The organism is Tateyamaria sp. GN1-10 (genome assembly GCF_055693845.1).
The window spans coordinates 3,573,026-3,598,493 of the sequence record NZ_JBVFUR010000004.1; the positions used below are offsets into that span (position 1 = coordinate 3,573,026).

22 protein-coding genes and 1 tRNA gene are annotated in these 25,468 nt (G+C 60.1%); 15 read left to right on the forward strand and 8 right to left on the reverse strand.

All coding sequences use genetic code 11. The features are described from left to right. Positions 1-25: 25 nt before the first annotated feature. Positions 26-2,299: an NADP-dependent malic enzyme gene (locus ACZ1HN_RS19835; protein WP_472728742.1), complete on the reverse strand. Its 2,274-nt coding sequence runs from the start codon at positions 2,297-2,299 to the stop codon at positions 26-28. 190 nt (positions 2,300-2,489) lie between these two features. Here ACZ1HN_RS19835 and ACZ1HN_RS19840 point away from each other — a divergent pair, with 190 nt between their 5' ends. The 6 genes from ACZ1HN_RS19840 to ACZ1HN_RS19865 all read left to right on the forward strand — a co-directional run bounded on the left by ACZ1HN_RS19840 (position 2,490) and on the right by ACZ1HN_RS19865 (position 8,700). Then, on the forward strand, positions 2,490-3,575 hold the full coding sequence (locus tag ACZ1HN_RS19840; RefSeq protein ID WP_472728743.1) for a cupin domain-containing protein: 1,086 nt from the start codon (positions 2,490-2,492) through the stop codon (positions 3,573-3,575). A 111-nt stretch (positions 3,576-3,686) separates the two neighbouring features. Next, positions 3,687-4,085 carry a cytidine deaminase gene (locus tag ACZ1HN_RS19845; RefSeq protein WP_472728744.1) on the forward strand — a complete coding sequence of 133 codons (399 nt, stop codon included), beginning with the start codon at positions 3,687-3,689 and terminating at the stop codon, positions 4,083-4,085. Beyond that, positions 4,082-5,389 (forward strand): thymidine phosphorylase, encoded by a 1,308-nt coding sequence (locus tag ACZ1HN_RS19850; RefSeq protein ID WP_472728745.1) that lies wholly within the window; start codon positions 4,082-4,084, stop codon positions 5,387-5,389. The genes ACZ1HN_RS19845 and ACZ1HN_RS19850 overlap by 4 nt, the downstream gene beginning before the upstream one ends. Next, a complete protein-coding gene (locus ACZ1HN_RS19855) occupies positions 5,389-6,558 on the forward strand; it encodes a phosphopentomutase (protein WP_472728746.1) in 1,170 nt (389 codons plus the stop codon). Before ACZ1HN_RS19850 ends, ACZ1HN_RS19855 begins: the two co-directional genes overlap by 1 nt. 145 nt (positions 6,559-6,703) lie before the next feature. Beyond that, positions 6,704-7,336 carry a uracil phosphoribosyltransferase gene (upp, locus tag ACZ1HN_RS19860; protein WP_299698728.1) on the forward strand — a complete coding sequence of 211 codons (633 nt, stop codon included), beginning with the start codon at positions 6,704-6,706 and terminating at the stop codon, positions 7,334-7,336. Between the two features lie 65 nt (positions 7,337-7,401). Then, positions 7,402-8,700: an SPOR domain-containing protein gene (locus ACZ1HN_RS19865; protein ID WP_472728747.1), complete on the forward strand. Its 1,299-nt coding sequence runs from the start codon at positions 7,402-7,404 to the stop codon at positions 8,698-8,700. Positions 8,701-8,703: 3 nt separating this feature from the next. Here ACZ1HN_RS19865 and ACZ1HN_RS19870 read toward each other — a convergent pair whose 3' ends face one another. Beyond that, positions 8,704-9,891 (reverse strand): M48 family metalloprotease, encoded by a 1,188-nt coding sequence (locus tag ACZ1HN_RS19870; RefSeq protein ID WP_472728748.1) that lies wholly within the window; start codon positions 9,889-9,891, stop codon positions 8,704-8,706. Here ACZ1HN_RS19870 and ACZ1HN_RS19875 point away from each other — a divergent pair. From ACZ1HN_RS19875 to ACZ1HN_RS19885, 3 genes are read left to right on the forward strand one after another with little or no spacing between them, the layout of a single operon-like run. Continuing rightward, positions 9,890-10,342 carry a hypothetical protein gene (locus tag ACZ1HN_RS19875; RefSeq protein ID WP_472728749.1) on the forward strand — a complete coding sequence of 151 codons (453 nt, stop codon included), beginning with the start codon at positions 9,890-9,892 and terminating at the stop codon, positions 10,340-10,342. The genes ACZ1HN_RS19870 and ACZ1HN_RS19875 overlap by 2 nt on opposite strands. After that, positions 10,339-10,902: a hypothetical protein gene (locus ACZ1HN_RS19880; RefSeq protein WP_472728750.1), complete on the forward strand. Its 564-nt coding sequence runs from the start codon at positions 10,339-10,341 to the stop codon at positions 10,900-10,902. Before ACZ1HN_RS19875 ends, ACZ1HN_RS19880 begins: the two co-directional genes overlap by 4 nt. Positions 10,903-10,921: 19 nt before the next feature. Beyond that, complete coding sequence (locus ACZ1HN_RS19885; RefSeq protein WP_472728751.1) at positions 10,922-11,386, forward strand: SCO family protein; 465 nt, start codon at positions 10,922-10,924, stop codon at positions 11,384-11,386. A gap of 83 nt (positions 11,387-11,469) precedes the next feature. Here ACZ1HN_RS19885 and ACZ1HN_RS19890 read toward each other — a convergent pair whose 3' ends face one another. Further along, positions 11,470-12,231, reverse strand: a complete 762-nt coding sequence (locus ACZ1HN_RS19890) for an NAD kinase (RefSeq protein WP_299698723.1) — start codon at positions 12,229-12,231, stop codon at positions 11,470-11,472. Positions 12,232-12,413: 182 nt separating this feature from the next. Between ACZ1HN_RS19890 and glyA the strand changes: the two genes are divergently transcribed. After that, positions 12,414-13,709, forward strand: coding sequence for a serine hydroxymethyltransferase (glyA, locus tag ACZ1HN_RS19895; RefSeq protein WP_299599312.1), 1,296 nt, complete (start codon positions 12,414-12,416; stop codon positions 13,707-13,709). A 32-nt stretch (positions 13,710-13,741) separates the two neighbouring features. Here the strand turns inward: glyA and ACZ1HN_RS19900 are convergent, their stop codons facing one another. Continuing rightward, on the reverse strand, positions 13,742-14,746 hold the full coding sequence (locus ACZ1HN_RS19900; protein ID WP_472728752.1) for an NAD(P)H-binding protein: 1,005 nt from the start codon (positions 14,744-14,746) through the stop codon (positions 13,742-13,744). A gap of 46 nt (positions 14,747-14,792) precedes the next feature. Next, a complete protein-coding gene (locus ACZ1HN_RS19905; protein WP_472728753.1) occupies positions 14,793-15,167 on the reverse strand; it encodes a hypothetical protein in 375 nt (124 codons plus the stop codon). Positions 15,168-15,243: 76 nt separating this feature from the next. Here ACZ1HN_RS19905 and ACZ1HN_RS19910 point away from each other — a divergent pair, with 76 nt between their 5' ends. The 4 genes from ACZ1HN_RS19910 to carB all read left to right on the forward strand — a co-directional run bounded on the left by ACZ1HN_RS19910 (position 15,244) and on the right by carB (position 21,339). Continuing rightward, positions 15,244-16,008, forward strand: a complete 765-nt coding sequence (locus tag ACZ1HN_RS19910) for an alpha/beta fold hydrolase (RefSeq protein WP_472729357.1) — start codon at positions 15,244-15,246, stop codon at positions 16,006-16,008. Positions 16,009-16,075: 67 nt separating this feature from the next. Beyond that, the gene (locus tag ACZ1HN_RS19915) at positions 16,076-17,335 is read left to right on the forward strand and encodes a class I SAM-dependent methyltransferase (protein ID WP_472728754.1); all 1,260 of its coding nucleotides are present in this window, start codon (positions 16,076-16,078) and stop codon (positions 17,333-17,335) included. A gap of 96 nt (positions 17,336-17,431) precedes the next feature. After that, positions 17,432-17,818, forward strand: coding sequence for a hypothetical protein (locus ACZ1HN_RS19920; protein ID WP_472728755.1), 387 nt, complete (start codon positions 17,432-17,434; stop codon positions 17,816-17,818). 188 nt (positions 17,819-18,006) lie between these two features. Beyond that, on the forward strand, positions 18,007-21,339 hold the full coding sequence (carB, locus tag ACZ1HN_RS19925) for a carbamoyl-phosphate synthase large subunit (protein WP_472728756.1): 3,333 nt from the start codon (positions 18,007-18,009) through the stop codon (positions 21,337-21,339). Positions 21,340-21,342: 3 nt separating this feature from the next. Here the strand turns inward: carB and ACZ1HN_RS19930 are convergent, their stop codons facing one another. Next, positions 21,343-22,134 (reverse strand): hypothetical protein, encoded by a 792-nt coding sequence (locus ACZ1HN_RS19930; protein ID WP_472728757.1) that lies wholly within the window; start codon positions 22,132-22,134, stop codon positions 21,343-21,345. Between the two features lie 124 nt (positions 22,135-22,258). Here ACZ1HN_RS19930 and ACZ1HN_RS19935 point away from each other — a divergent pair. Continuing rightward, a tRNA-Thr gene (locus ACZ1HN_RS19935) sits at positions 22,259-22,334 on the forward strand. Positions 22,335-22,376: 42 nt separating this feature from the next. On the opposite strand, the gene ACZ1HN_RS19940 is transcribed toward ACZ1HN_RS19935, so the two are convergent. Together ACZ1HN_RS19940 and ACZ1HN_RS19945 are read right to left on the reverse strand one after the other, a co-directional pair. Next, on the reverse strand, positions 22,377-22,961 hold the full coding sequence (locus tag ACZ1HN_RS19940; RefSeq protein ID WP_472728758.1) for a phospholipase D-like domain-containing protein: 585 nt from the start codon (positions 22,959-22,961) through the stop codon (positions 22,377-22,379). After that, complete coding sequence (locus tag ACZ1HN_RS19945) at positions 22,933-25,464, reverse strand: hypothetical protein (RefSeq protein WP_472728759.1); 2,532 nt, start codon at positions 25,462-25,464, stop codon at positions 22,933-22,935. The genes ACZ1HN_RS19940 and ACZ1HN_RS19945 overlap by 29 nt, the downstream gene beginning before the upstream one ends. Between the last annotated feature and the right edge of the window lie 4 nt (positions 25,465-25,468).

Here is a 25,468-nt window from a genome sequence, read left to right on the forward strand (position 1 = left end):
ACCATTGCAAAGGCGCATGCGGTCATCAGCCATAATGCGCTACCGGTGTGCCCGCCACAGCCGACATGTTCAGAAGCCCGCGCGCCGTGATGGACGGCGACACGATATGGGCACGGTTGCCCATGCCCATCAGGATCGGGCCAACCTCCAACCCGCCCCCTTTCATCTTGAGAATGTTGCGGACACCCGAAGCGGCGTCGGCGTGGGCGAAGATCAGCACGTTGGCGGCTCCTTCCAACCGGCTGCCCGGGAACAGACGCTGGCGCAGTTCGGGATCAAGCGCCGTGTCGATGTTCATCTCGCCCTCGTAACAGAAATCGTGGTTCTGCGCGTCGAGCATCCGGATCGCTTCGCGCAGGCGCCAGCCGGAGCCGTCGCCCTGGTTGCCGAACTGGCTTTGCGAGCAGAAGGCGATTTTCGGTTCGATGCCGAAGCGGCGCACGTGGCGCGCGGCACCGATGGCAATCTCGGCAATCTCGTCTGGATTGGGATGCAGATGCACCTGCGTGTCGGCCACGAAAAGCGGCCCGTCTTCGAGAATCATCATGCTGAGCGCCCCCACGGGGTGGTAGGAGTCGCGACCAAGCACGTGCTGCACGTAATTGAGATGCCAGCGGAATTCGCCGAACGTGCCGCAGATCATGCTATCGGCTTCCTCACGGTGGACCATGACCGCACCGATTGCGGTGGAATTGGTGCGCATGATGGCGCGGGCGAGATCGGGTGTGACGCCGCGACGGCACATGAGCTCGTGATAGGTGCCCCAGTAGTCGCGGTAGCGCGGGTCATTCTCGGGGTTCACGAGGTCGACCGTATCGCCGATCTTGATCGTGAGGCCTGCGCGGGCAATCCGTGCCTCGATCACCTCTGGCCGCCCGATCAGAATTGGGCGTTCTGTCGTTTCCTCAACCATCGCCTGGGCGGCCCGCAGCACGCGCTCTTCTTCACCTTCTGCGAACACGATGCGGCGCGAGGTAACGCGGGCCGCTTCGAACACGGGGCGCATGAGAAGGGCGGATTTGAAAACAGACCCGTCAAGCGAGGTCTTGTAGGCATCGAGGTCCTCGATGGGTCTGGTGGCAACGCCCGTCTCCATCGCCGCTTTGGCAACGGCGGAACTGACGATGCCCACAAGGCGCGGGTCGAAGGGTTTGGGGATCAGGTAATCTACGCCGAAGTTGAGCTGTTCGCCCTGGTAGGCCGCTGCCGCCTCTGCGCTGGTGGTGGCGCGGGCGAGTGCCGCGATACCGTCGATGCAGGCCAGCTGCATCTCGTCATTGATCGTGGTGGCCCCCACGTCGAGTGCGCCGCGGAAGATGAAGGGGAAGCACAGGACGTTGTTCACCTGGTTGGGAAAATCGCTGCGGCCCGTGGCGATGATCGCGTCAGGGGCAACGCTGCGGGCATCTTCGGGCAGGATTTCGGGAGTTGGGTTGGCCAGGGCGAAAATAATGGGCTGTTTCGCCATTTTCTGGACGTGCTCGGGTTTCAGGACGCCGGGGCCGGAGAGGCCAAGGAACAGGTCCGCGTCGTCGACCACGTCATCGAGCGTGCGCTTGTCGGTCTTTTGGGCAAAGGCGGCTTTGGCCGGGTTCATGTCTTCGGTCCGGCCCTCGTAGACGAGGCCGTGGATATCGCACAGCCAGATGTTTTCGCGTTTCACACCCAGTTTCAGGAGCATGTTGAGGCAAGCAATGCCCGCTGCCCCACCACCGGTGCTGACGATCTTGATGTCTTCGAAGTTTTTGTTGGCTACGTGCAGTGCGTTCTTGGCGGCCGCGCCCACAACGATGGCAGTGCCGTGCTGGTCGTCATGAAAGACAGGGATATTCATGCGCTCGCGGCACAGTTTTTCAACGACAAAGCATTCGGGCGCCTTGATATCTTCGAGGTTGATGGCGCCGAAGGTGGGTTCGAGCGCGCAGACAATGTCGGCGAGCTTTTCGGGGTCGCTTTCATTCACCTCGATATCGAAGCAGTCGATGGAGGCGAATTTCTTGAAGAGGACCGCCTTGCCCTCCATCACCGGTTTCGAGGCCAGAGCACCGATATTGCCGAGGCCCAGCACTGCTGAACCATTCGACACCACGGCCACGAGGTTGCCGCGTGCGGTGTAGCGGGCGGCGTTGGCGGCATCGTCCTTGATTTCCAGACAGGCCTCGGCAACGCCGGGAGAATAGGCGCGGGCCAGGTCGCGACCGTTTGCCATTGGCTTGGTCGCGCGGATTTCGAGTTTTCCGGGTTTGGGGAATTCGTGGTAGGCAAGTGCCGCGTCGCGCAGGTTCGGTGTATCGGACATGGAATCCCCTTGGGTGTTCGGATTTGGTTTAGCGTTAAACTATTTTTTCGAGGTCGCCAAATAACGTTTGGTCACGTCAAGCCATCGTGACCCAAATGAGCGCTGCGCGCACGACTTTTTTAAGGGGGCGCTGCCCCCATTGCATTCGCAATTCCCCCGAAGTTTATTTGGCAAAGTGAAGAGGATTGAAATGGCTGAGATACGCGCCGAGATACGGTTGCCGACGCAAGAATTGCGGGATGACATTCCGTTTTTTACCAAAGTGTTGGGCATGCGGATGGACATGATCTATCCCGCTGATGATCCTTCGGTGGCCGTGTTTTCCGGTCATGGGCTGCGGGTGCGGATTGAAGCGGGCGCACATGAGCCGCCGGGAACGCTGCGCATTCTGACCGATGATCCGGATGGGTTTGCAGACGGTCAGCGTATCCTGACAGCCCCCAATGGCACACGTGTCGAGATTGATGGGCTGAACCCGCCTTTGGTCATGCCCAAGACCGCGCACAGCTTTGTCGTGCGGCGCCTGACCGATCAGGCCCCCTGGATCATCGGGCGAGCCGGTATGCACTATCGCGATCTGATCCCGGATCGGCTCGGCGGGTCGATCATTGCAAGCCACATCCGCATTCCGGATGGCGGGCCGGTGCCGGACATGGTCCACTATCATACCGTCGGGTTTCAGCTGATCTATTGCTACCGCGGTTGGGTGGACCTTGTGTACGAGGATCAGGGGGAGCCGTTTCGCTTAGCGGAGGGATGCTGTGTGATCCAGCCGCCCGAGATCCGACACCGTGTGCTGTATGCGAGCGAAAATATCGAGGTGATCGAGATCGGTGTGCCTGCAGAGCATGTCACGACCATTGATCACGAAATGGAGCTTCCGAACGGTCCGGCGAACCCGGATCGGCGGTTCCAGGGACAGTCCTTTGTGCACCACAAGGTCGAGGATGCAGCGTGGGGGCCGTTTCGCCTGCCGGGATTTGAGGCCCGCGACACTGGTATTGCAGCGGGCACCGTTGGTGTTGCTGGCGTTCAGGTGGCGCGGAAGGGACATGGCAACACTGCGTGGACCCGGCATGATAGCGACATCCTGTTCACCTTTGTGCTTGAAGGCGCGATGACCCTTGAGGGCGAAGGGCGCGGTCCGCAAGTGCTCGAGGCGGGGGATGCCTTTGTTATTCCACCGGATATGGCCACGCGGTACACCAACCTGTCTGATGACATCGAGTTGCTTGAGGTATCGTTGCCGGGGGCGTTCGGAACGCGCACCGACTAGGATGTCGTGTTTGGCGATGACGGGCTGTGTCTCGTGATCCTTGCCCATCTGAAAGCTGTAGCCAACGCTGGAACGCTTGGTTAGTGTCGGGGCTCCGAAACGAGGATACATATGGACGAGTTGAAGCAGGCGGCGTTGGCCGTGCGAGAAAACGCACATGCGCCGTATTCGAATTTCAAGGTGGGTGCAGCCCTGCGTGCGGCAGATGGCACTGTGTTTGCGGGCTGCAATGTCGAGAATGTCGCCTATCCCGAGGGGACCTGCGCCGAGGCTGGGGCCATCGCAGCCATGGTGGCCGCCGGTCAGGGCACGATCACCGAAGCCTATGTTGTCGCGGGCAGCGCGATGCCTGTCACACCCTGCGGCGGGTGCCGTCAGAAGCTGGCAGAATTCGGTGCGGGCGATGTGCGCGTGACCATGGCCACCACCGGAGGCGTGGAACAGGTGATGACGCTGGCCGAATTGCTGCCTGGCGCCTTTGTTGCCGCTCATATGGATGGCGATGCATGAGTGACGCACGATCCATCATTGCAAAACTTCGCCAACGTCAAACCCCATCGCGTGAGGAACTGAGCTGGTTTGCTCAGGGGCTGGCCGATGGCACCGTTACCGATGCGCAGGCCGGGGCCTTTGCCATGGCTGTTTGTCTGAATGGCCTGGGTGATGTGGGCAGGGTCGCATTGACTATGGCGATGCGCGACAGTGGGCAGGTTCTGGACTGGGATCTGGATGGTCCTGTCCTCGACAAGCATTCGACGGGCGGAGTTGGCGATTGCGTGAGCCTTGTGCTGGCCCCTGCCCTTGCGGCCTGTGGGGCCTACGTTCCGATGATCTCGGGGCGCGGGTTGGGTCACACAGGCGGTACTTTGGACAAATTGGACGCCATCCCGGGCGTATCGACCGAGCTGAGCGAACAGCGGTTGCGGGACGTGTTGACCAAGGCCGGTTGCGCCATTGTTGGTGCAACGGCCAAGGTCGCCCCTGCAGACAAACGTCTGTACGCGGTGCGCGATGTGACCGCCACGGTCGAAAGCATGGACCTGATCACCGCGTCCATTCTGTCGAAAAAGCTCGCCGCTGGCCTTGATGGGCTTGTGCTGGACGTCAAGGTCGGGTCCGGCGCCTTTATGAAAGATGCGGAAGCTGCGCGCGCCCTTGCCGATGCGCTGGTGAAGACGGCCAATGCCGCCGGGTGCAAGACGACGGCGCTGATCACGGACATGTCGCAGCCCCTTGCCCCGGCCCTTGGCAACGCCCTTGAGGTGGCAGAGGCCATGCGCACCCTGACCGGCCCGGCACAGGGGCCGCTGGTCGAGATTTCAGCCGCTTTGGGTGGTGTACTTCTGGCCAATGGCGGCTTGGTCAACGATGTGCAGGCGGGCGCAGATGCCATTGTTGCCGCTATTTCAGATGGGCGTGCGGCGGAACGGTTTGGGACCATGATCGCCGCAATGGGCGGCCCTCTGCATTTTGTCGAGAACTGGTCGAGGTTCCTGCCGGAAGCGACCGTTATCCGTGAAATCAACGCGAGGGGCCCGGGATATATCTGCGCCATTGATGGCGAGGCGCTGGGATTGGCCGTTGTCGATCTGGGCGGTGGGCGCAAGGCCGAAGGGGACGTGATCAATCCGGCCGTTGGCCTGTCTGACGTCGCGCGGTTGGGCAGCAAACTTTCCAAGGGGCAACCTTTGTGCGTCATCCATGCGGCGCGTCCGGCGGATGCGGATCGGGCCGAGGCTGCGGTGCGCAGGGCCATCACTATTGGCAGGCAAGCGCCGGATGTACCCGACCTGATCGCGGAACGGGTCGGCTGATGCCACGCGCATTCCTCATCGTCATGGATTCTGCCGGGATTGGCGGGGCACCTGACGCGGCTGCGTATTTCAACGGGGATGTGCCAGATACCGGCGCCAATACCGTTGGTCATATTGCCGAGGCCTGTGCCGGTGGCCGCGCAGAGGATGGCCGCAGCGGAGCGTTGGATGTGCCGCATCTGCAGGCGCTTGGGTTGTTTGAGGCCATGGCCCTTGCCAATGATCAAGATGGCACTGCGGGGCCTTGGGGTGCTGCGACAGAGGTGTCGCAGGGCAAGGATACGCCTTCGGGCCATTGGGAATTGGCGGGCGTGCCAGTGCCTTGGGATTGGCATTACTTCCCTGACACGCGCCCGGCCTTTCCGGACGAGGTGGTTGAGGCCGTTTGTGCCGCGGCCGGTGTTGACGGGATACTGGGCAATTGCCACGCGCCGGGCACCGCCATCATTGCCGAGCATGGTGCCGAACATATCCGATCTGGCAAACCCATCTGCTATACATCTGCCGACAGCGTGTTCCAGATTGCCGCACATGAAGAACATTTCGGGCTGGACCGACTTTTGGACCTATGCCAAGCCGTGGCGCCGGTACTGCATAAGATGCGCGTTGGGCGCGTGATTGCCCGCCCCTTTGTCGGTGTGGAGGGCGCATTTGAGCGAACGGTCAATCGTCGGGATTATGCTATTACGCCGCCCGCCCCCATTCTGACGAATTGGGTGCAGGATGCCGGGCACCGGGTCTACGGCGTTGGGAAAGTTGGCGATATCTTTTCGATGCAGGGCTTTGACGAGGTGCGCAAGGGCGCGGATGCCGACCTGATGGGGCATTTGGCTGATCTGGTTGCCTCGGCTGAGGATGGAAGCCTGATCTTTGCCAACTTTGTCGAGTTCGACAGCCTGTATGGGCATCGCCGGGATGTTTCCGGGTATGCCCGTCATCTGGAGTGGTTTGATGCCGAGATTGGTCGTCTTCTGCCGCAATTGCGCGCCGATGACCTGATGGTTCTGACCGCCGATCATGGGAATGACCCCACTTGGGTGGGCACCGACCACACGCGCGAGCGGGTGCCTGTTCTGGTGCATGGCGGGAATGGCGCGCCGCTGGGGTTGATTGGCTTTCAGGATGTTGCGCATTTGGTGGCGCGGCACTTGGGCGTTTCACCAAAATGAGCGCCTGACGGCGCGCGCGATTGCGTGGCGCTGACGCGCGTTGGGGCCCTGCCCCAAACCCCGTGGTATTTACGGTCAGAAGAAACTGGGGATTGTCGTCGCGCGCCCGACACGGCAGAAGAAGGCATCACCAAGGAGCTGCGCCATGTCCGAACATCTGACCGTTGTTGATCACCCGCTTGTCCAGCACAAGCTGACCATCATGCGTGACAAGGGCACGCCAACGGCCGTGTTTCGGCAGCTTTTGCGGGAGATTTCGCAACTTCTTGCTTATGAGGTGACGCGCGGGTTGCCGATGACCACCAAGCGTATCGAGACCCCGATGCAGGCGATGGATGCACCGACGCTGGATGGCAAGAAGCTGGCCCTGATTTCGATCCTGCGGGCGGGCAATGGGTTGCTGGACGGGGTGCTGGAATTGATCCCATCGGCCCGGGTCGGGTTTGTGGGTCTTTACCGGGACGAAGAGACGCTGAAACCCGTCGAATACTATTTCAAGGTGCCGGAATCATTGGAAGATCGTCTGGTCATTGCGGTTGATCCGATGCTGGCCACGGGCAATTCATCCGCCGCGGCCATCGACAAGTTGAAAGAGGCCGGAGCGACCAATATCCGCTTTCTGTGCCTGTTGGCTGCCCCCGAAGGCATCGCACGCATGAAGGAAGCGCATCCGGACGTGCCCATCGTGACGGCTGCCGTCGATGATCAGTTGAACGACGTGGGATACATCGTTCCGGGACTTGGCGATGCAGGCGATCGCATGTTTGGCACCAAATAGCAGGTATCGCCGCTTTACTCACGCCGGGTGTTGAGGCATCGTATTTCCCATATCTTGTGGGGGATATGATGAAAGTAACTAGAATTGCAGCTTGGGCCGTTATCGCGGCGTCGTTGTCTATCGGGTTTGGCCACGCCCAATCCTTACGAAACGCGCAAGCTCCGGCCGAGTTTCCACCCGCGTCCTTTAAAGGGACACAATATGTCGACAGCCAGGGCTGTGTCTTTGTCCGTGCAGGCATTGATGGGAATGTGACTTGGGTCCCTCGGGTCAATCGACAGCGCCAGTTGATTTGCGGGCAAACACCCAGCCTGTCGTCCGTGGCTGCCGCTGCGGCGCGTGTCACACCGAACCAATCGGCGGGGGCAGCACCAGAGCAGATTACAATCGCGCCTTCTGCCTCGGGCACGGTAACAGCGGTGCAACCAACACCGGCACCGCGCCCGACTGTGCGGACGACACAGACCGTGCAGGCCGCGCCCGCGCAACCAACCCGGCGGGTGATCGTGCGTCGGTCCGTATCGGCAACAGCCCCGACCCGGCAAGTTGCGACACCACCCACGACCCCCGCCCGCGCCCAGGCTCCTGCACCACAGAGGACCGTGCCTTCCGTCAGACAGGCCAGAGTAGCCCAGACCACGACTGTTCGTCGGGTACCGGTCGCATCAATCAATAATTCCGCGCAACCGAAAGCGGTCGATCCCGAAACACGGGTTGTTCCACTCCACGTGTATGACAACAGGATTGCGCAGCGCCCCGCACCGATACCTGAGGGGTACCAACCGGTTTGGGAGGATGACCGTCTGAACCGGAGACGTGCGGAGCAGTCGTTGAATGGCATTGCGCAAACCCGACTTGCCTGGACACGTACCGTGCCACGGCGCCTGATCGACCGCCGTACAGGTCGTGATGTCACGGCGACCGTTCCACTCGTATACCCATATGTGGATGTCGCGACGCAAGAGCGTGACCTTGGCACTGTGACCTTGGTGAAGCGCGACGGACAGCTCATGAAACGGGTGCAGCGCAAGACGCGCAAAAAGGCGCGGCAACCTGTCGTTTCAACGCGGTCCGCTGAAGAGCCCGTCGTGAAAACTGCCGCGCGCGCGGTCCCCAAGGCGTCAACGCAAGTGGTCACGGGCCGTTATGTTCAAGTGGGAACCTATGGTGTGCCGGCCAATGCAAAGGCTGCGGCACAACGCATTGCACGGTCTGGTCTGCCTGCACGCATTGGCAAGCTCAAGCGCGGCGGCAAATCATATCAGGTTGTCCTGGCCGGACCGTTCGGGTCGTCTGCTGACCTGTCAAACGGGCTGACGCGCAGCCGGGCGTTGGGTTTTTCTGACGCCTTTGTCAGGAAGTAGTGGTCAGCTTTCACAGATCGCCTGCAGTTGAAGCCAATCCCGGTCCTGCATAATGGGGACTGGGTCTTGACCTGACATCGGGTCAGCTTCGATCAGCCGCAAGGTCGCCTCGCCCGAAATGTCGCGCGCCCGCGCGTAAGGCGTGCTGCGAACCTCTGCTGCTGCAAAGGCTGGCAAAAGGGTTTCGGCTGGCATTTCAAAAACGGCTTTGGCCAACTGGTCCTCCGCAAACGCTTCGAGCGCGCTGGATGGAAGCGATCCAGTTGTCAACAAGGTGCCCGTGGCGCGCGGACCGGCATGTTCCAGCAAGGCGCGCAGAGGTGGTGTTTCGGCGCTGCGTGTCTGTTCGACAAGGATGTACCCCGCCGCGACATCCGGTTCTTCGTAGTCTTCAACCAGCGTCCGGTTCACCAACACTGTACCACCGGGCAAGGCCAATGCCTCTCGGACGCCCGCGGGCAATACCACGACACGTGCCACCCCGGTGCGCCCTGCGAGCGCAACAAGACCGGGGCGTGCCTCGATACTTTTGCAGGGTTGACCGGACACGCGTTCGATCCTGGCCAGTAAGGCCGCACCGATCTCGGCCTCTTTGACCGGGGGAACCACACGCATGGCATGGTCCACCAGTGCGCCAGGCAACCAGAAAATCGCAAGCGCAGCTACGGCAGACACGGACACCGCTGCCCCGAGCCAGCGCAGCCGGCCCTGCTTGGGCCGTGCGCGTGCAACGGCGCGGCGCAACGTATCAATGGCGTCGATCATCGCCGCCTCGTCCGCTCCCAGTTCCAGAACCTCGTCCGGATCTCCATCTGGATGAAAAGCCGCGCCCCCATTGTCTGGGGCGGGTGCCTTTTCGACGGCAGCCAAAGACCAATGGGTGATGGCGCGATCATTTAGATCGGAGATGATCAAGGTTGCATCCCCAATGGACACGATAACTTCGCGCCGTTGCGCATCCGCCGTGTCACGCCACAAGCCCGTTGCTTCGAGCCGATCATATTTGCTGAGTGCTGTCATACCTGTACTTCGGCGGGCGGGTTCTTTGCCTCTGTCTTTGGACGTCAGGATAACAGAGCCGTAGCCAAGCGCCAAGCGATCACAAAATGGTCGAAACCAAAAGCGTGATTTGACCGGATTGGTTACAACTGTCAGCGTAAAAAAACAGTTGAACAGGAAAGGCCGTATCATGCGATCACTCATTCTGAGCGCGCTTGCTGCGATGAGCTTACCGCTGGCAGGACAGGCTGCGGAAGGCACACGTATTCAGGTGACAGGGGAGATTATTGACACCTGGTGTTATTACTCTGGTGTTATGGGCAGTCCCGATGCGGTTGTGGGGTCGGCACACCACACCTGCGCCTTGTGGTGCAGTGCGGGCGGTATCCCCGTTGGCCTGCTCGCTGAGGACGGCACCGTCTACATGGTGCTCAAGGTGGGTGAGGATGACCAGACAGCCGGTGGTGACACCACACTCAAGCTGGCGGCGCATACGGTCGAGGCCGACGGTATGCTCTATGAACGTGACGGCCTGAACTACCTTGTTGTGGCTGACGTGGTGTCCGACCTCGATATCACCAACCAGAACCACGACGATTACGGCAACGTGCCCCCCTTCTCGATCCCGGATCCGAACAAATGAAGAAACTGATTGCTTTTCTGGCCATGATGGCCAGCCCGCTCACAGCGCAGGATTTCTCGGAAGGGTCCGAGGCGCGCAGTTGGAACCTGTACGCCGAGGTGCCCGCCAAGTTCGAAGCGACGGTTGTCGATCTGCTGTGCACGTTCACCGGCGATTGCCCCGCAGATTGCGGTGCAGGTAAGCGGCAGTTGGGTCTGTTGCGCACGGCTGATGATGCTCTGATCCTTCCTATGAAAAACAGCCAGCCGGCCTTTACCGGCGCGGCGGTGGAACTGCAGCCCTTCTGCAACCAGACCATCACCGTGGACGGGCTGATGATTGATGACCCCGAGCTTGGGGCCAACAATGTCTACCTGGTGCAAACCATTGTGCCGCCGGGTGGTGGCGACAAGATCAAGGCGAACACGTGGACCAAGAACTGGGCCGCCGAGCATCCCGAAGCGAAAGGTAAGGGACCGTGGTTCCGGCGAGATCCGCGCATCAAATCCATCATCGCTGAAGAAGGATATCTTGGCTTGGGAGTTGAACTCGATGAGGCCTGGATTGCGGACAACTTCTGAGGTGGTGCGCGCAGCTTTGATGGCGATCACGCTTGTGGCGGGGATGCCCGCCGCAAGCCAAAGCCCGTTTCCGGTGGACATTGGTGGGCCTTACGCGCTGTTGGATCAGAACGGCCAGACACGCACGCAGGCTGATCCGGACGGCAAGCACCAGTTGTTGTTCTTTGGCTATGCCAATTGCCTGAACATCTGTTCAGCCGCCTTACCCCTTATGGCGCAGGTTGTGGACGAACTGGCGGCTGATGGAATTGAAGTCACCCCAGTGATGATCACGGTTGCCCCGGACCAGGATCAGGTTGATACGATGGGTGCTCCATTGGCTGAAATTCATCGCGATTTCATTGGTTTGACCGGCGAAGAAGATGCCTTGCAGGTGGCTTATGATGCGTTCAAGGTCGAGGTAGAGCCGCTGTTTCAGGACCCGGAATACGGCTGGATCTACTCCCATGGCAGTTCTCGTACACCTTCTGGATGGCGATGGTGAACTGTTGACCCTGTTGCCGCCCATCCTGGACGTGACGCAGGCCACGAACATCGCCAGAAGCTACATCACGCCACAGGGCTAGATCAGTTGAACTGTTCGGAAATGAGCCGCTCTTCGAGCCCGTGACCGGGGTCGAAGAGGATACGGTGCACGACAGATGGTTCCGACTGAATTTCCACCGCGGCAATGTCGCGGAAAGACCGAGAGTCCGCCTCGGCCATGACCGGGCGTTTGTCGCCCTCGAGCACGTCAATTCTGACATTGGCCGTTTTTGGCAACAATGCCCCCCGCCAGCGGCGTGGACGGAACGCGGCAACAGCAGTAAGGGCCAGCACGTCCGATCCGATGGGCAGGACAGGCCCGTGTGCCGAATAGTTGTAGGCGGTTGAGCCTGCGGGCGTGGCCACTAGCGCACCGTCACAAACCAGTTCGTCCATACGCAGGCGGCCATCCACAGTGATCCGCAACTTTGCAGCCTGCGGGCCCGCGCGCAGCATAGACACCTCGTTGATGGCAAGCGCATGATGACTTTTGCCTTCGGTATCCAAAGCCGTCATGGACAGCGGGTTCAATTCCGCTTCCTCGGCCGCTTCGAGGCGTGCTTCCAAATCGGTCTCGCCATACTCGTTCATCAGAAAGCCGATTGTCCCACGGTTCATGCCGTAGACGGGCACGTTCAAATGTTGTGAGGCGTGCAAGGTTTGCAACATGAACCCATCGCCGCCCAGCGCAACGATGACGTCCGCCGCTTCGGTGGACACATCACCATAGCGCCCGATCAATGTCGCCCGCGCTGTTTGCGCAACCGGCGCGCGGCTGGCCGCAAAGGCGATCTTGAGAGACATCGGTGTTTCCTATGGCGTTCGTTCTGCGCCGAAAGAACCATATCTTTTCGCGCCTTACCAGTACTGAGCGCGCTTTGTCGCTGGTAGTGCGCAAATGGTCGGGATACATCCTTTGCTCAAAGGGCCAGTTTCCGATAGGAAACGGCAAATCAAATCGACTCAGTCCACGCAGGAGAGTTCCCATGAATGCGCCCCACCGCACAGATGGTTTTTTCACCCAGAGCCTTGCCGATCGTGACCCCGAGCTGTTCGGCTCAATCCGCGATGAGTTGGGCCGTCAGCGGGACGAGATCGAGCTGATCGCGTCAGAGAACATCGTGTCCGCCGCAGTGCTTGAGGCGCAGGGTTCGGTGATGACGAACAAATATGCCGAAGGTTATCCCGGACGCCGCTACTATGGTGGGTGCCAGTTCGTAGACGTGGCCGAGAACCTCGCCATCGAACGTGCCAAACAGCTTTTTGATTGCGGCTTTGCCAATGTGCAGCCGAACTCAGGTTCCCAAGCGAACCAGGGTGTGTTCCAGGCGCTGCTACAGCCCGGTGACACCATCCTGGGCATGTCGCTGGACGCCGGTGGTCACCTGACCCACGGTGCGCGCCCCAACCAGTCGGGCAAATGGTTCAACGCCGTTCAGTACGGTGTGCGCCGCGACACGCTGGACATCGACTATGACCAGATCGAAGCGCTGGCGCTTGAGCACAAGCCGCAGATGATCATCGCAGGTGGCTCGGCCATTCCGCGCGTGATCGACTTTGCCCGCATTCGCGAGATTGCGGACAAGGTGGGCGCATACGTGCTGGCAGACGTTGCGCACTTTGCCGGACTGATCGCGGCTGGAGAGTACCCTTCACCCTTCCCGCACGTGCATGTGGCTACGACCACCACGCACAAGACCCTGCGCGGCCCGCGCGGAGGCATGATCCTGACCAATGACGAGGCGCTGGCCAAGAAGTTCAACTCGGCCATCTTCCCCGGCATCCAGGGCGGCCCGCTGATGCATGTGATCGCCGCCAAGGCCGTTGCCTTTGGCGAGGCGCTGGACCCGTCCTTCAAAACCTACCAGCAGCAGGTGATTAAGAACGCGCAAGCGCTGGCTGATCAACTGCACAAGGGCGGTCTGGACACTGTCACCCACGGCACCGACACCCACGTGATGCTGGTGGACTTGCGCCCCAAGGGCGTCAAAGGCAACGCGACCGAGAAGGCCTTGGGCCGGGCGCATATCACCTGCAACAAGAACGGCGTGCCCTTCGATGATGAAAAGCCGACAATCACGTCTGGTATCCGCCTCGGGTCCCCCGCAGGCACCACGCGCGGGTTTGGCGAAACCGAGTTCCGTCAGATCGGTGACTGGATCATCGAGGTTGTTGATGGGCTGGCTGCAAACGGCGAGGATGGTAACGCGGCTGTTGAGGCCAAGGTGAAAGCAGAAGTGGCCGCGCTGTGCGCCCGCTTCCCGCTCTATCCGAACCTATAAATCACAAAGCCCCCTGCTTCGCGCGGGGGCTTTCAAAACACGCTGTGCTCTCCGCGCTCGACAGTGGTTTCGCCGTTGATGACGGAGGCATAGTAGTCAAACAGTGTATCCTGACCGGTTGAAGGCGTCGCCGCGCGGTCGTAGCGGCCTGTTTCGGGGTCAAGTACAAGCATGGACTCCGTCGCGTAGTACAGCCCGATCCGGGCGAACTCAGCCTTTGCAGACAGCGATGGCACCACGCGGCTTGTTGCACCCAGTACCCCTCCAATACCGCGCATCATGCCAACCGGGACATGTTTGAACCTGGGCCTACGCCCCAACAACGAGAACAGGTGTTCGCCTTGCGCGCGTGGGGTCAGGGCAGGTCCGGGCCCACCGATGGGCAGGATACGGTTTCGTAGCCCCGGATCGGTGAGGCATGATACAAGGTATTCCCCTAGGTCCCGGTCACTGATTGGCGTACATGCTGTCAGTTCACCGCCCCCGAACAACAGGTACGGCTTGCCCCTCTGCACCCGCGCGATCTGGCCGGAGAGTGACTTGAAATAGGCCGTCGGGCGCACGATCGAAAAGGTCAGACCCGAAGCAACCAGCGCCCGTTCTGCCGCAAGCTTGGCATGTTGAAATGCAAGGCGCGGCTTCTGCACGCAGATCGCTGACAGCAGCACAAAATGCGCAACCCCTGCTGCCTTCGCCGCCTCGATTGCGCCGACTGTGGCGTGATGATCGATGGCCATGGCGTCCTTGGGTGCGCCGTTGCGAGACGCAAGACAGGAAATCACCGCGTCGAATGAGGCATTGGCGAATACGGTGCTTCGCAAGTGGTCGGAATCCGTGATATCTGTCTCGACAATCTCTGCGCCTTGCAGGTTGACCTGCCGGTCCAATGTGCCAGAACCCGGGCGCGTAACGCAGGTGACGTCATACCCGTGACGCATCAGCGCCGCCGTGGTCGCGAGACCAATTGTGCCGGTCGCCCCAAGGACGAGGACGCGGCCGGATTGCTTGGTCAAACCCTGATTGTAATTCAAAGCCATGGCGGACAAAGCGTTGTCACACCCTGCTGCAAACATCCAGCGTCGACTAGAACTGCCCGGTCCACCACATCCAGACAATCACCGCTGTGAACACCAGCAGAATGTTGAACGCGACGGCGGCTGCGATCCCCAGCCACATCCCCTTGCGGCGGTCGGCCCGGTCTATTCCATGCAAAAAAACGACAATCCGGTCTTCGGCCGATGACAGTGCCGCGCCATCTACCTGCCGCATCAGGCGGGGGTGCGCTCCGAACGATTGTGCCGCGACGATCTTCTTCGCCTCGGCGTGCAGGCGTTTGGGCAATCGACGACCGGTGCGGCGCAGGGCAACCTCCAACGACTTGGCGCGCACGCCAAATGCTGCGGCCAGTGCGCCCTGAACGCGGGCTGCGCGGGCCTGAATGCTGTCCTGCGTTTCCATACCGTTTTCTAACCTCGTGTCCCCCAGCGCTCAATCCCTCTGGTGGCGCCTGCCCAACATGGCTAAGTCTGCCCTTATGCTTAGCTATTCCGAACACGGCAACATCGATGGCACACCTGTCTTGATCGCGCACGGTCTGTATGGATCGGGTCGCAATTGGGGTGTGATTGCAAAGCGCCTATCTGACACGCGGCGCGTCATAACGGTGGACATGCGCAACCACGGGCAGAGCTTTTGGTCGGATGATCATGGCTATGCCGATATGGCTGGCGATCTGGCACAGGTGATTGACACATTGGGTGGGCCGATGGATGTCGTTGGGCATTCCATGGGGGGCAAAGCCGCCATGATGCTGGCGCTGAACCGCCCAGACACTGTGCGCAGGCTCGTAGTCGGCGATATTGCGCCGGTGGGCTATGGCCACAGCCAGATGCAATACATTGACGCTATGCGGGCCGTCGATCTGACAAAAGTCACCAGACGATCAGAGGCGAATGCGCAACTTGCGGCACTGGGGGTCGAACCCGCTTTGTGCAGCTTTCTGACCCAATCGCTGGACGTGGCCGAAGCGCGGTGGCGCCTGAACCTGGATGCACTGGCAGAAAACATGCCTGCAATTCTTGATTTTCCCAAAATGAACACGTCGTTCGAGGGGGCCGCGCTCTTCCTCTCGGGCGGGGCAAGCGACTATGTCACGGGTGACCACCGTCCAATCATCCGCACCCTGTTTCCCAGAACGCGTTTCGTGAAGATACCCAATGCGGGGCATTGGCTGCACGCAGATGATCCACGCGCATTTGAAGGTACCGTGAGGGCGTATCTGGACGCAGAAGCGCCCTAGCCCTTGACGTAACCCCAACAGCCACCCCAATTTTAGTTTCGGAGTGCTTTTTTGGGGGAGTGCGATCATGTGGGACACACTGCTTGACCGTTTTCTGACAGGCATGATGGTGGAGGACCGTCTTAGCCTGACCTATCCGGATGGAACGACGCGGGACTATGGGCCAGACACCGGGGCATCGGCTCACCTTGAGATTTCCGATGAGGCAACCCTGCGCGCACTGGTTTTGAATCCAGACCTGGGTCTTGGCGAAGGGTATATGGACGAAAAAATCACGCCGAGAAACTGCACGTTGGATGACGCATTGACGCTTATCATCCGCAACCGTTTCAAGGGCACCATTCCGCCCTGGATGCTCGTGGCCAATCGCGCCCGGTTTCACATGCGCCGTTTCATTCAAAACAATACGCCCAACGCATCGCGCAAGAACGTCGCCCATCACTATGACATCTCCGACGACCTGTACCGGCTCTTTCTGGATCAGGACATGCAGTATTCCTGTGCGTACTTCCGGGATGACGAGATGACACTGGAGCAGGCCCAAGCCGCAAAGAAGGCGCATATAGCAGGCAAACTGTGTCTGGAGCCGGGCATGCATGTGCTGGATGTTGGGTGTGGCTGGGGCGGCATGGCGTTGACGCTGGCGCAGGACTATGGATGCCGCGTGACCGGGATCACCCTAAGCGAAAACCAATTGGCAACCGCCCGGCAGCGGGCAGATGCAGCGGGGCTGTCGGATCAGATCGACTTCCGATTGCAGGACTACCGGCATACGAAGGGCACTTTTGATCGCATTGTATCGGTCGGGATGCTGGAACACGTCGGCGTCCCCAACTTCGACACGTATTTCGGCCGCGTGGCCGAATTGCTGGATCCTGATGGTGTGGCCTTGATCCACACGATTGGCCGGTCGGCGCCGCCGATCGCGCATTCATCATGGATCAACAAATACATCTTTCCCGGCGGCTATGTCCCCTCTCTTTCCGAGTTGGCGCCCGCGATGGAAAGATCAGGTCTGTGGCAGACCGATATTGAGGTTTGGCGCTTGCACTATGCCAAGACCATCCGACACTGGCGCGATCGTTTCGATGCGCATCTGGACGAGATCACGACACGGTATGATGAGCGCTTTGTACGGATGTTCCGCTATTATCTAACGGTGTGCATTCTGGCCTTCGAACATCAGATGCAGGGCGTCTATCACCTGCAATTGGCGCACAAGCGCAATGCGGTGCCGTTGACGCGCGATTATCTGCATCCATCGCTTGCCTCGCCCACCCGCCACAAGGAGCAGACGCACGCGCCGGTATCTGCACCAGTCGCATGACAGCCGGGCATCACTTTTCCCCCTGAAAACCACGAAATTGCCAGATTCTGGTGTCACTGTTCATTCGGGCGATTGTCGATGCCCGGAGGAATGCGAATGGAATATGGACGACGCGAGCCGATGAAGAGCACCTCGGCCAAAGAGCCGACGGCCTTCACCATGAAGACAATTCAGGAGCTGTTGGCCGAGGAAATCGCCGCGGGCGGCGCGGACCCAACGCAGAGTTTTCCGCAGCCCGAGGCGGGCATTCAAATGCCGCCGCATCTGCGCTCGCCCTCACCGCAGCCCCCCATCAACGAGATTGCCGCTACGAACAAGGCCGAGCTTATAGCCGGGACCGCACCACAAGTTGAAGCGGAGCGCAACACGCCACCAATGGCGATGCCTCCAGTCGAGATCGCGGCGGACCAACCGCCCGCTGAAACCACACCCTCGGGCGAACCAAAATCCCGCTCCTTCCTCAGACGGCTGATCGGCGGCTGACACCCGCGACACAGGTATAGATTTGCGTGAAACGCCCTGAGCACAGGGCGTTTTCGCTGTTTTGGTCCTCTGGAAGCCTCTCATAGTCCGCCCGCCATGCGGAAATTGTCAATCAAGTGCGGACACGCCCTTGCACCTTCCCGCGCCATCCCTATAAGGCAGGACAATTTGCACATATGGGGGGCAAGATGCCAAAGCGTACCGACATCAAGTCGATCATGATTATCGGCGCGGGTCCCATTGTGATTGGCCAAGCCTGCGAGTTTGACTACTCCGGCGCGCAGGCCTGCAAGGCGCTGCGGGAAGAAGGGTACCGGGTCATCCTGGTCAACTCGAACCCCGCGACCATCATGACCGACCCGGGCCTGGCCGACGCCACGTATATAGAGCCGATCACGCCCGAAGTGGTTGCCAAGATCATTGAGAAGGAACGCCCCGACGCACTGCTGCCGACGATGGGCGGGCAGACCGGCCTGAACACATCCCTTGCGCTTGAAGAAATGGGGGTGCTGGACAAGTTTGGCGTAGAAATGATCGGCGCCAAGCGCGATGCCATCGAGATGGCCGAAGACCGCAAATTGTTCCGCGAGGCGATGGACCGGCTGGGAATCGAGAATCCGCGCGCCACCATCGTGACGGCCCCCAAGGACGAAAATGGCAACAAGGACCTTGCTGCTGGTGTTGCCATTGCACTTGAGACACTGGAAGACATTGGTCTGCCTGCCATCATCCGCCCGGCCTTTACCCTTGGCGGCACGGGCGGCGGAGTTGCGTATAACCGCGACGACTATATGGCGATTTGTCACTCTGGCATGGACGCGTCGCCCGTGGGCCAGATCCTTGTGGACGAAAGCCTGCTGGGTTGGAAGGAATACGAGATGGAGGTGGTGCGTGACACTGCCGACAACGCCATCATCGTCTGTTCCATCGAAAACGTTGACCCAATGGGCGTGCACACCGGCGACAGCATCACCGTGGCCCCTGCCCTGACATTGACGGACAAAGAATACCAGATCATGCGCAATCACTCGATCGCAGTGCTGCGCGAGATCGGCGTGGAAACGGGCGGGTCCAACGTACAGTGGGCGATCAACCCTGATGACGGGCGCATGGTGGTGATCGAGATGAACCCGCGTGTGTCGCGGTCGTCAGCGCTGGCTTCGAAGGCGACAGGCTTTCCGATTGCCAAGATCGCAGCCAAGCTGGCGGTTGGCTACACGCTGGATGAGTTGGACAATGACATCACCAAGGTCACGCCGGCCTCGTTCGAACCGACCATCGACTATGTCGTCACCAAAATCCCGAAATTCGCGTTCGAGAAATTCCCTGGTTCCGAGGCATCCCTGACCACAGCGATGAAATCCGTAGGCGAAGTGATGGCCATCGGTCGCACGTTCCATGAAAGCCTGCAAAAGGCGATGGCATCCATGGAATCCGGCCTGACCGGTCTGGACGACATCGATATCCCCGGCGCGCCAGACAAGGCCGCAGTGGTCAAGGCCATTTCGGCCCAGACTCCGGACCGGCTGCGCCTTATTGCGCAAGCCATGCGGCACGGGTTGAGCGATGACGACATATTTGGTGCGACCAAGTTCGATCCATGGTTCCTGGCCCGTATCCGGGAAATCGTTGACACCGAAGCAAAGGTCCGCAGCGCAGGCCTGCCCGCGACCGAAGAGGGGCTGCGCGCGCTCAAGATGATGGGCTTCACCGACGCGCGTTTGGGCCAGTTGACTGAAAGCGCCGAAGATCAGGTACGCCGCATACGCGAGGATCTGGGTGTCCGCGCCGTTTTCAAACGGATTGACACCTGTGCCGCCGAGTTCGAAGCCCAAACGCCTTATATGTACTCGACCTATGAAACGCCTGTCTTCGGCGAGGTTGAATGCGAGGCCCGTCCGTCGGACCGTAAGAAGGTCGTGATCCTTGGGGGTGGTCCAAACCGGATCGGTCAGGGGATCGAGTTTGACTATTGCTGCTGTCACGCCTGTTTTGCCCTGACTGCGGCGGGCTATGAAACCATCATGGTCAACTGCAATCCCGAAACGGTATCGACGGACTACGACACGTCGGATCGCCTCTATTTCGAGCCGCTGACCTTTGAGCATGTCATGGAAATCCTGCGGGTTGAGCAGGAGAATGGCCTGCTACACGGGGTGATCGTGCAATTCGGTGGGCAGACACCTTTGAAGCTGGCCAACGCACTGAATGAAGCTGGCATTCCGATCCTTGGGACGACGCCAGACGCCATCGATTTGGCCGAAGATCGCGAACGGTTCCAGGCACTGGTGAACAATCTTGGCTTGAAACAACCCAAGAACGGTATCGCGCATTCAGACGCCGAGGCGCTGGAGATTGCTGGTGAAATCGGGTTCCCGTTGGTGATCCGCCCATCCTATGTCCTGGGTGGGCGTGCGATGGAGATTGTGCGCGACCAGGCCAACCTTGAGCGCTATATTTCCGAAGCCGTGGTGGTTTCCGGTGATAGCCCTGTGTTGCTTGACAGCTACCTCGCAGGTGCCGTCGAGCTGGATGTAGACGCTCTGTGCGATGGCTCAGACGTACATGTTGCTGGCATCATGCAGCACATTGAGGAAGCAGGCGTGCACTCCGGCGATAGCGCCTGTTCACTGCCCCCATACTCGCTGTCTGCTGATGTCATTGCCGAGATTGAAATTCAGACACACGCACTGGCAAAGGCGCTGAATGTCGTAGGATTGATGAACGTCCAGTTTGCCATTCAGGGCAACGACATTTTCCTGATCGAGGTCAACCCGCGCGCCTCTCGGACCGTGCCGTTCGTGGCAAAGTCTACGGACAGTGCGATTGCGTCCATCGCGGCGCGTATCATGGCAGGTGAGCCGCTCTCGAATTTCCCGCAACGCCCCGCATATGATGCTGATGCAAGCTACGACAGTGTGCTTCCGCTGGCAGATCCAATGACTTTGGCCGACCCGAATATGCCCTGGTTCTCGGTCAAGGAAGCTGTTCTGCCGTTTGCACGGTTCCCGGGCGTAGACACCATTCTGGGACCGGAAATGCGCTCGACCGGAGAGGTCATGGGATGGGATCGCACTTTTGCGCGCGCATTCCTCAAGGCACAGATGGGCGCGGGCATGGTTCTGCCAGATGCGGGATGCACGTTCATCTCCATCAAGGACATGGACAAGACGCCACAAATGCTGGAGGCCGCGCAGATCCTGCACGGGTTGGGTTTTACAACGGTTGCAACGCGCGGCACGGCAAGCTGGCTGGAAGAGAACGGTGTGCCTTGCGGTACGGTCAACAAGGTCTACGAAGGACGTCCTGACGTCACCGATATGATGAAAGACCATGGCATTCAGTTGGTCTTTAACACGACCGAGGGCGCACAGGCGGTTGAGGACAGCAAATCAATCCGGTCGATCGCTTTGTATGACAAGATTCCCTATTTCACGACGGCTGCCGGGGCCTATGCGGCGGCATTGGCAATCCGTGAGCAGTCGCAAGGAGATGTGGGTGTGAAAGCCCTGCAGGCATAGATCCTACAGGTCGAGAAACCGGTCAGAAATCTGATCAAGGTTGTTCAATATCGCGTCCCCTAGGACCGACGCCAACTGCACGTCGCGCGGATCTATTGGATCACCCGAGGCCGCCGCGGACAGGATAGGTTGCAAGGTGTTCCACTTGGCAACAACTTTGCCCAGCGTAATCTTGATGTGAATGTTTGGCGCGGCCTCGAGACCAACCGCCCGGTTGCCGGACACCAGAGCGTCAAGGGACGCTTTGAAGTAGGCAATTCGCTCAATCATCGCGCGCTCGGCGCCTGTTGACGCCAAACCTGTGAGGAACAGGCACAAATCTCGCTGAAAGGCCTGCGAAACGACACGCAGTTCGTGCAGTACTGCATAAGAGTTTCGGTACTTGCTTGCTACCTCGGACGCCGCCCGATAGCGCATCTGACTGTAGCGGAATGCGAGCGTCGGGTTGGTCTTTATCAGCAAGGTCACAGGAACGGTGTGCCGATCCCCTGCGACAATCTGTTGCGCGGATTTTGTAAGGGTCGCAACTTCATCTGCCAGGCCGGTATCTGCACCAGGCTGCGCGGCGATAGCAGACGAAAAACTGTTGAGCTCCCCCACTGATGCAGCCACGTCTTCCGCGTGCACGGGGGTTTGTGCCCCGACAAAGAGCAGACACACGGATTTGGTTATGCGGTGAACCAACACGGCCTGATCCGCCAAGCCACGGACGGTTGTTTGTTCCCCTGCCGCCGCGTGTGTCGCGCAACATGAGACAAGGATGGCTGTCAGAAGCAGTTTCACCAAGGCTGTCACATCATTTTCAAACCACATTCAGTAAGCATCTAGATCATCGAGTTTAAGGTGGACTTAACCGCTCCAACTCTTGATCTTGTCCCCTTGCCCTGCGGTGCACATAAAGTATAACCCCCGCCATCAGGCCGTTGTAGCTCAGCTGGTAGAGCACGTCATTCGTAATGATGGGGTCGGGGGTTCGAGTCCCTTCAGCGGCACCACATACCTTTAAGAAACACTGTTTTTGCGCGTGGCGCTCTTGTTCAACTCAACAGGGCTGCGAGGAAGAGCGTTAGGTTGGCGCCATCACTGCCATCCGGGTCGGCGACATCTGCTGTTTGTGGGATGACCGTAGCATCGCTCGGCCCCTCCCAATTTGGTTCAAGCCGTCCCAGCCCGCCTTGTTCGATGAGATCGCGAACAATCGAAAAGGCGGCGGCCGGACGCTGGAGACGGATGAAATCCGAGGTCGGTAATCCCATGCCATCACGTTGGGCGATGCCCATGCGAGCCGCCATTGAGATCACCCGTTGCGCGCGCACCTTTGCACTATAGCCTTGCGCGATGGTCTGATCGACGGAAGCGACGGCGGCGCTGCCGTCAAAGCTGATCCCTCGACGTCGTACATGTGTTGCGCCGGTCAGCGAATACACATCGTCAACAACGACGGCAGTTCCAGGTAAGCGCGCCGCGCGTCCAGGGAAGGCGTTGGGATGGAAAGCCGCAACTCGACCAGGCGCAACCCCAGCCAACGCCTGAAGCGCCTCCGTCCTCAATTGGATCGCCGCACGGACAAAGGGGGCAGGTTCGAAGTCAGTTTCACGTGGTGTGCAGATCACAACCTTCAATCTTGGCTGCGCGGCCAGCCAGATTGGCCAAGATTTGTATGAGATCCACGGAAACAGCATCGGCATCGCCGCCTGCGTGGACAGTGCGCGCCAGCCCTGCGGTTTCGATGTAAACCAGCTCTTCCGCCTGATGGAAGGCGCGGGCGAGTGACCAAAGCGCGTCACGTGCACCGTGAACAGAAAGCTCATACTCGCGGCGCAGCTCGTTCAGAAGACGGTTCCCATTGGTGACGTTCAGCGTTGGCGCGGGCAGGCCCAGGGCACTGGCGATGTCATTGATAACGGTCTGCAAATCAATCGGTGTATCTGAATCCAACGGGTTGCCAGGGGGCAGCAACGACAGCTCGGGCGTTTCTGCAACGGCAGCGATGGATTGCAGCAACACACCTGACGAGGTTGCGTCAGCCGGCGGGCCCCCTGCACGTTCCGGCACGTCCATATTGTCGCCGCCAGACATTGCAAGCCAGCCCGGGGCTTGTGCGGGCGGTGGACCACCCGGAAGTGGGATGAACGGTTGCACCCTGCGGACGGCGTGACGGGCCAGATCATAGGCCAACGGCCCTTCAACGCTAACGCCGGACAAATGAGTGTCTGGACCCGGCGGGTTTCCCGGGTTCCCCTGCCCGTGGTTCGCGGAAAGCGCGTCGCGCGACCACGATGTTCCGCTCAGCACTCCGCTCCAATCCAGGCCTTCGCTAATCGCTGCAGACCCGATACCGCTGACAACGACAGCCTCCAGCCGCCCCATGGTGGGCAAGCGCGGTCCGGTACGTGGCACCGTTTCAGACGCGAGCGCACGTGCGGCATCCACAGGGGTCCCGGCAGCGCCGTCAGCCGGGCCGTCATCAGTGCCGAACAGAGGCACGGGCGCAAGCGACTTCACCGTGTCCGGCACGGCCGCCATACGGTCAGGTGCGGGCACAAAAATGTCCGTTGGCACTGGGGCTGGACCGGCAGCGATAGCCAGCGTACGCGCAGCAAACAGTCTGCGGTTCTGCGTTCTGGGGGTGACCACCATATCAAAGACAAGCGTGGCGGGGTCGGGCTTGGGGTCACCCGGTTCCAAGCCCAGTGGATTGTGGACCAATATTTGAGTGGGCTGACCGGTGATTGCAATGGCGGCTCCACCGTCCCCGCGCTTGAACGACGGTGTCTCGCCGATCGCCGGGATCGAGATGAACCGCTGATTGTAAATACGCACCGCGCTGCCGTCCGGAACGGTGTCGGCTGCCAGCACAACAACCACATCTTCGTCTGCCGTCCATGTCGCCGTTGCGCCAACAAGTGGTGCAGGGTTCGCTCCGAACACACCTGCACCAGCGGCAGCTGGGAACGCGGGCCATCGGGCGGGCGCACCGGGCGCAGGCGGTACGGGTACATTGTCATTGAGCTGTGGTGCTGCTGCGAATACCAACGGGTTCCCAGTGGCACCATCCATCCGCGTCAGAACTGCATTGGACAGGGCTATCAGGTCGGGGCCATCTGCCGCATAGTCGATGACGACTTCAGTCCGCACCTGCGGCTTGAGGTCATCTGACATATCTCCGTCTTCCGCTGGCACCCCGGCCACGGCATTTGTGGTCCGGTTGCCACGCAAGTGCCAATCAAGGTCCACTGCGAAAGCGCGCAAAAACTGACGGGGCAAGGCCACGCCACCGGGGAGGCCAGGTTGTGCGAGCGGCCCCTCCCCCATTGTTCCACCTGTCGCCCAGCCCAATCGAATGCGGCTGTCGGCATCGTCACCTGTTGCTGCAATCACCTCGCCAGCCGTGAGTGTCACCAGCCCCGACCCGTCAAGGCTGCCCGTAGAATTGTCCGAACCATCCTGCTTCTCGACCCCGACACCACCCAACGCGGCGACAAATGGGTTTCCATGCAGATCTACAACTTGCGCAATCACCCCGGATGCCAGTGCTGCAATGGTTCCAACGCCGCCAGTCCCACCCGTTCCACCGCCATCTGAGAAATCGAGCGCGGGAAATGCCGTGATGAGATCGTCAAACAAGGCGGCGACTGCCACGGGATCGATGATCAATCCGCGATGATCGTGAAAACTCATCGGTTCTGACCGGCCAAGGCTGTCGCCGGGTTCATATGTCTGCGGTGATCGATCCGGGGCAGGTACAGCGCCGGTAAACACCAGCGTTTCTGGGACCGGGCGATGATGCGGCGCGGGCGCGACCGCATAACGCGCCATGAGGCTGGACAATCGGGTAACGGCTTGTGGATGGAACCGGAATGCGGCGACCGGACCAGCAATGCCGGCACCGCTTACATCGCGAAACTCATGACCTTGATCCAGATACTCCAGCGTGCCGCGGAAAGGCGCCAAGGCATTGCCTGACGGTGTCAGCCGAAGCGTGGCGGCATCAAACGATGGGTCTACAGTCCCCCAGACGTTCGACAGATGAGGCATTGTCAGCCCAAGTGCATCCAAACCATTGTCCTGCAGCGCTTGTGCTGCGGCTTGAGGCGTAAGTGTGAAAACGTTCAGCTGTGTCATGGCG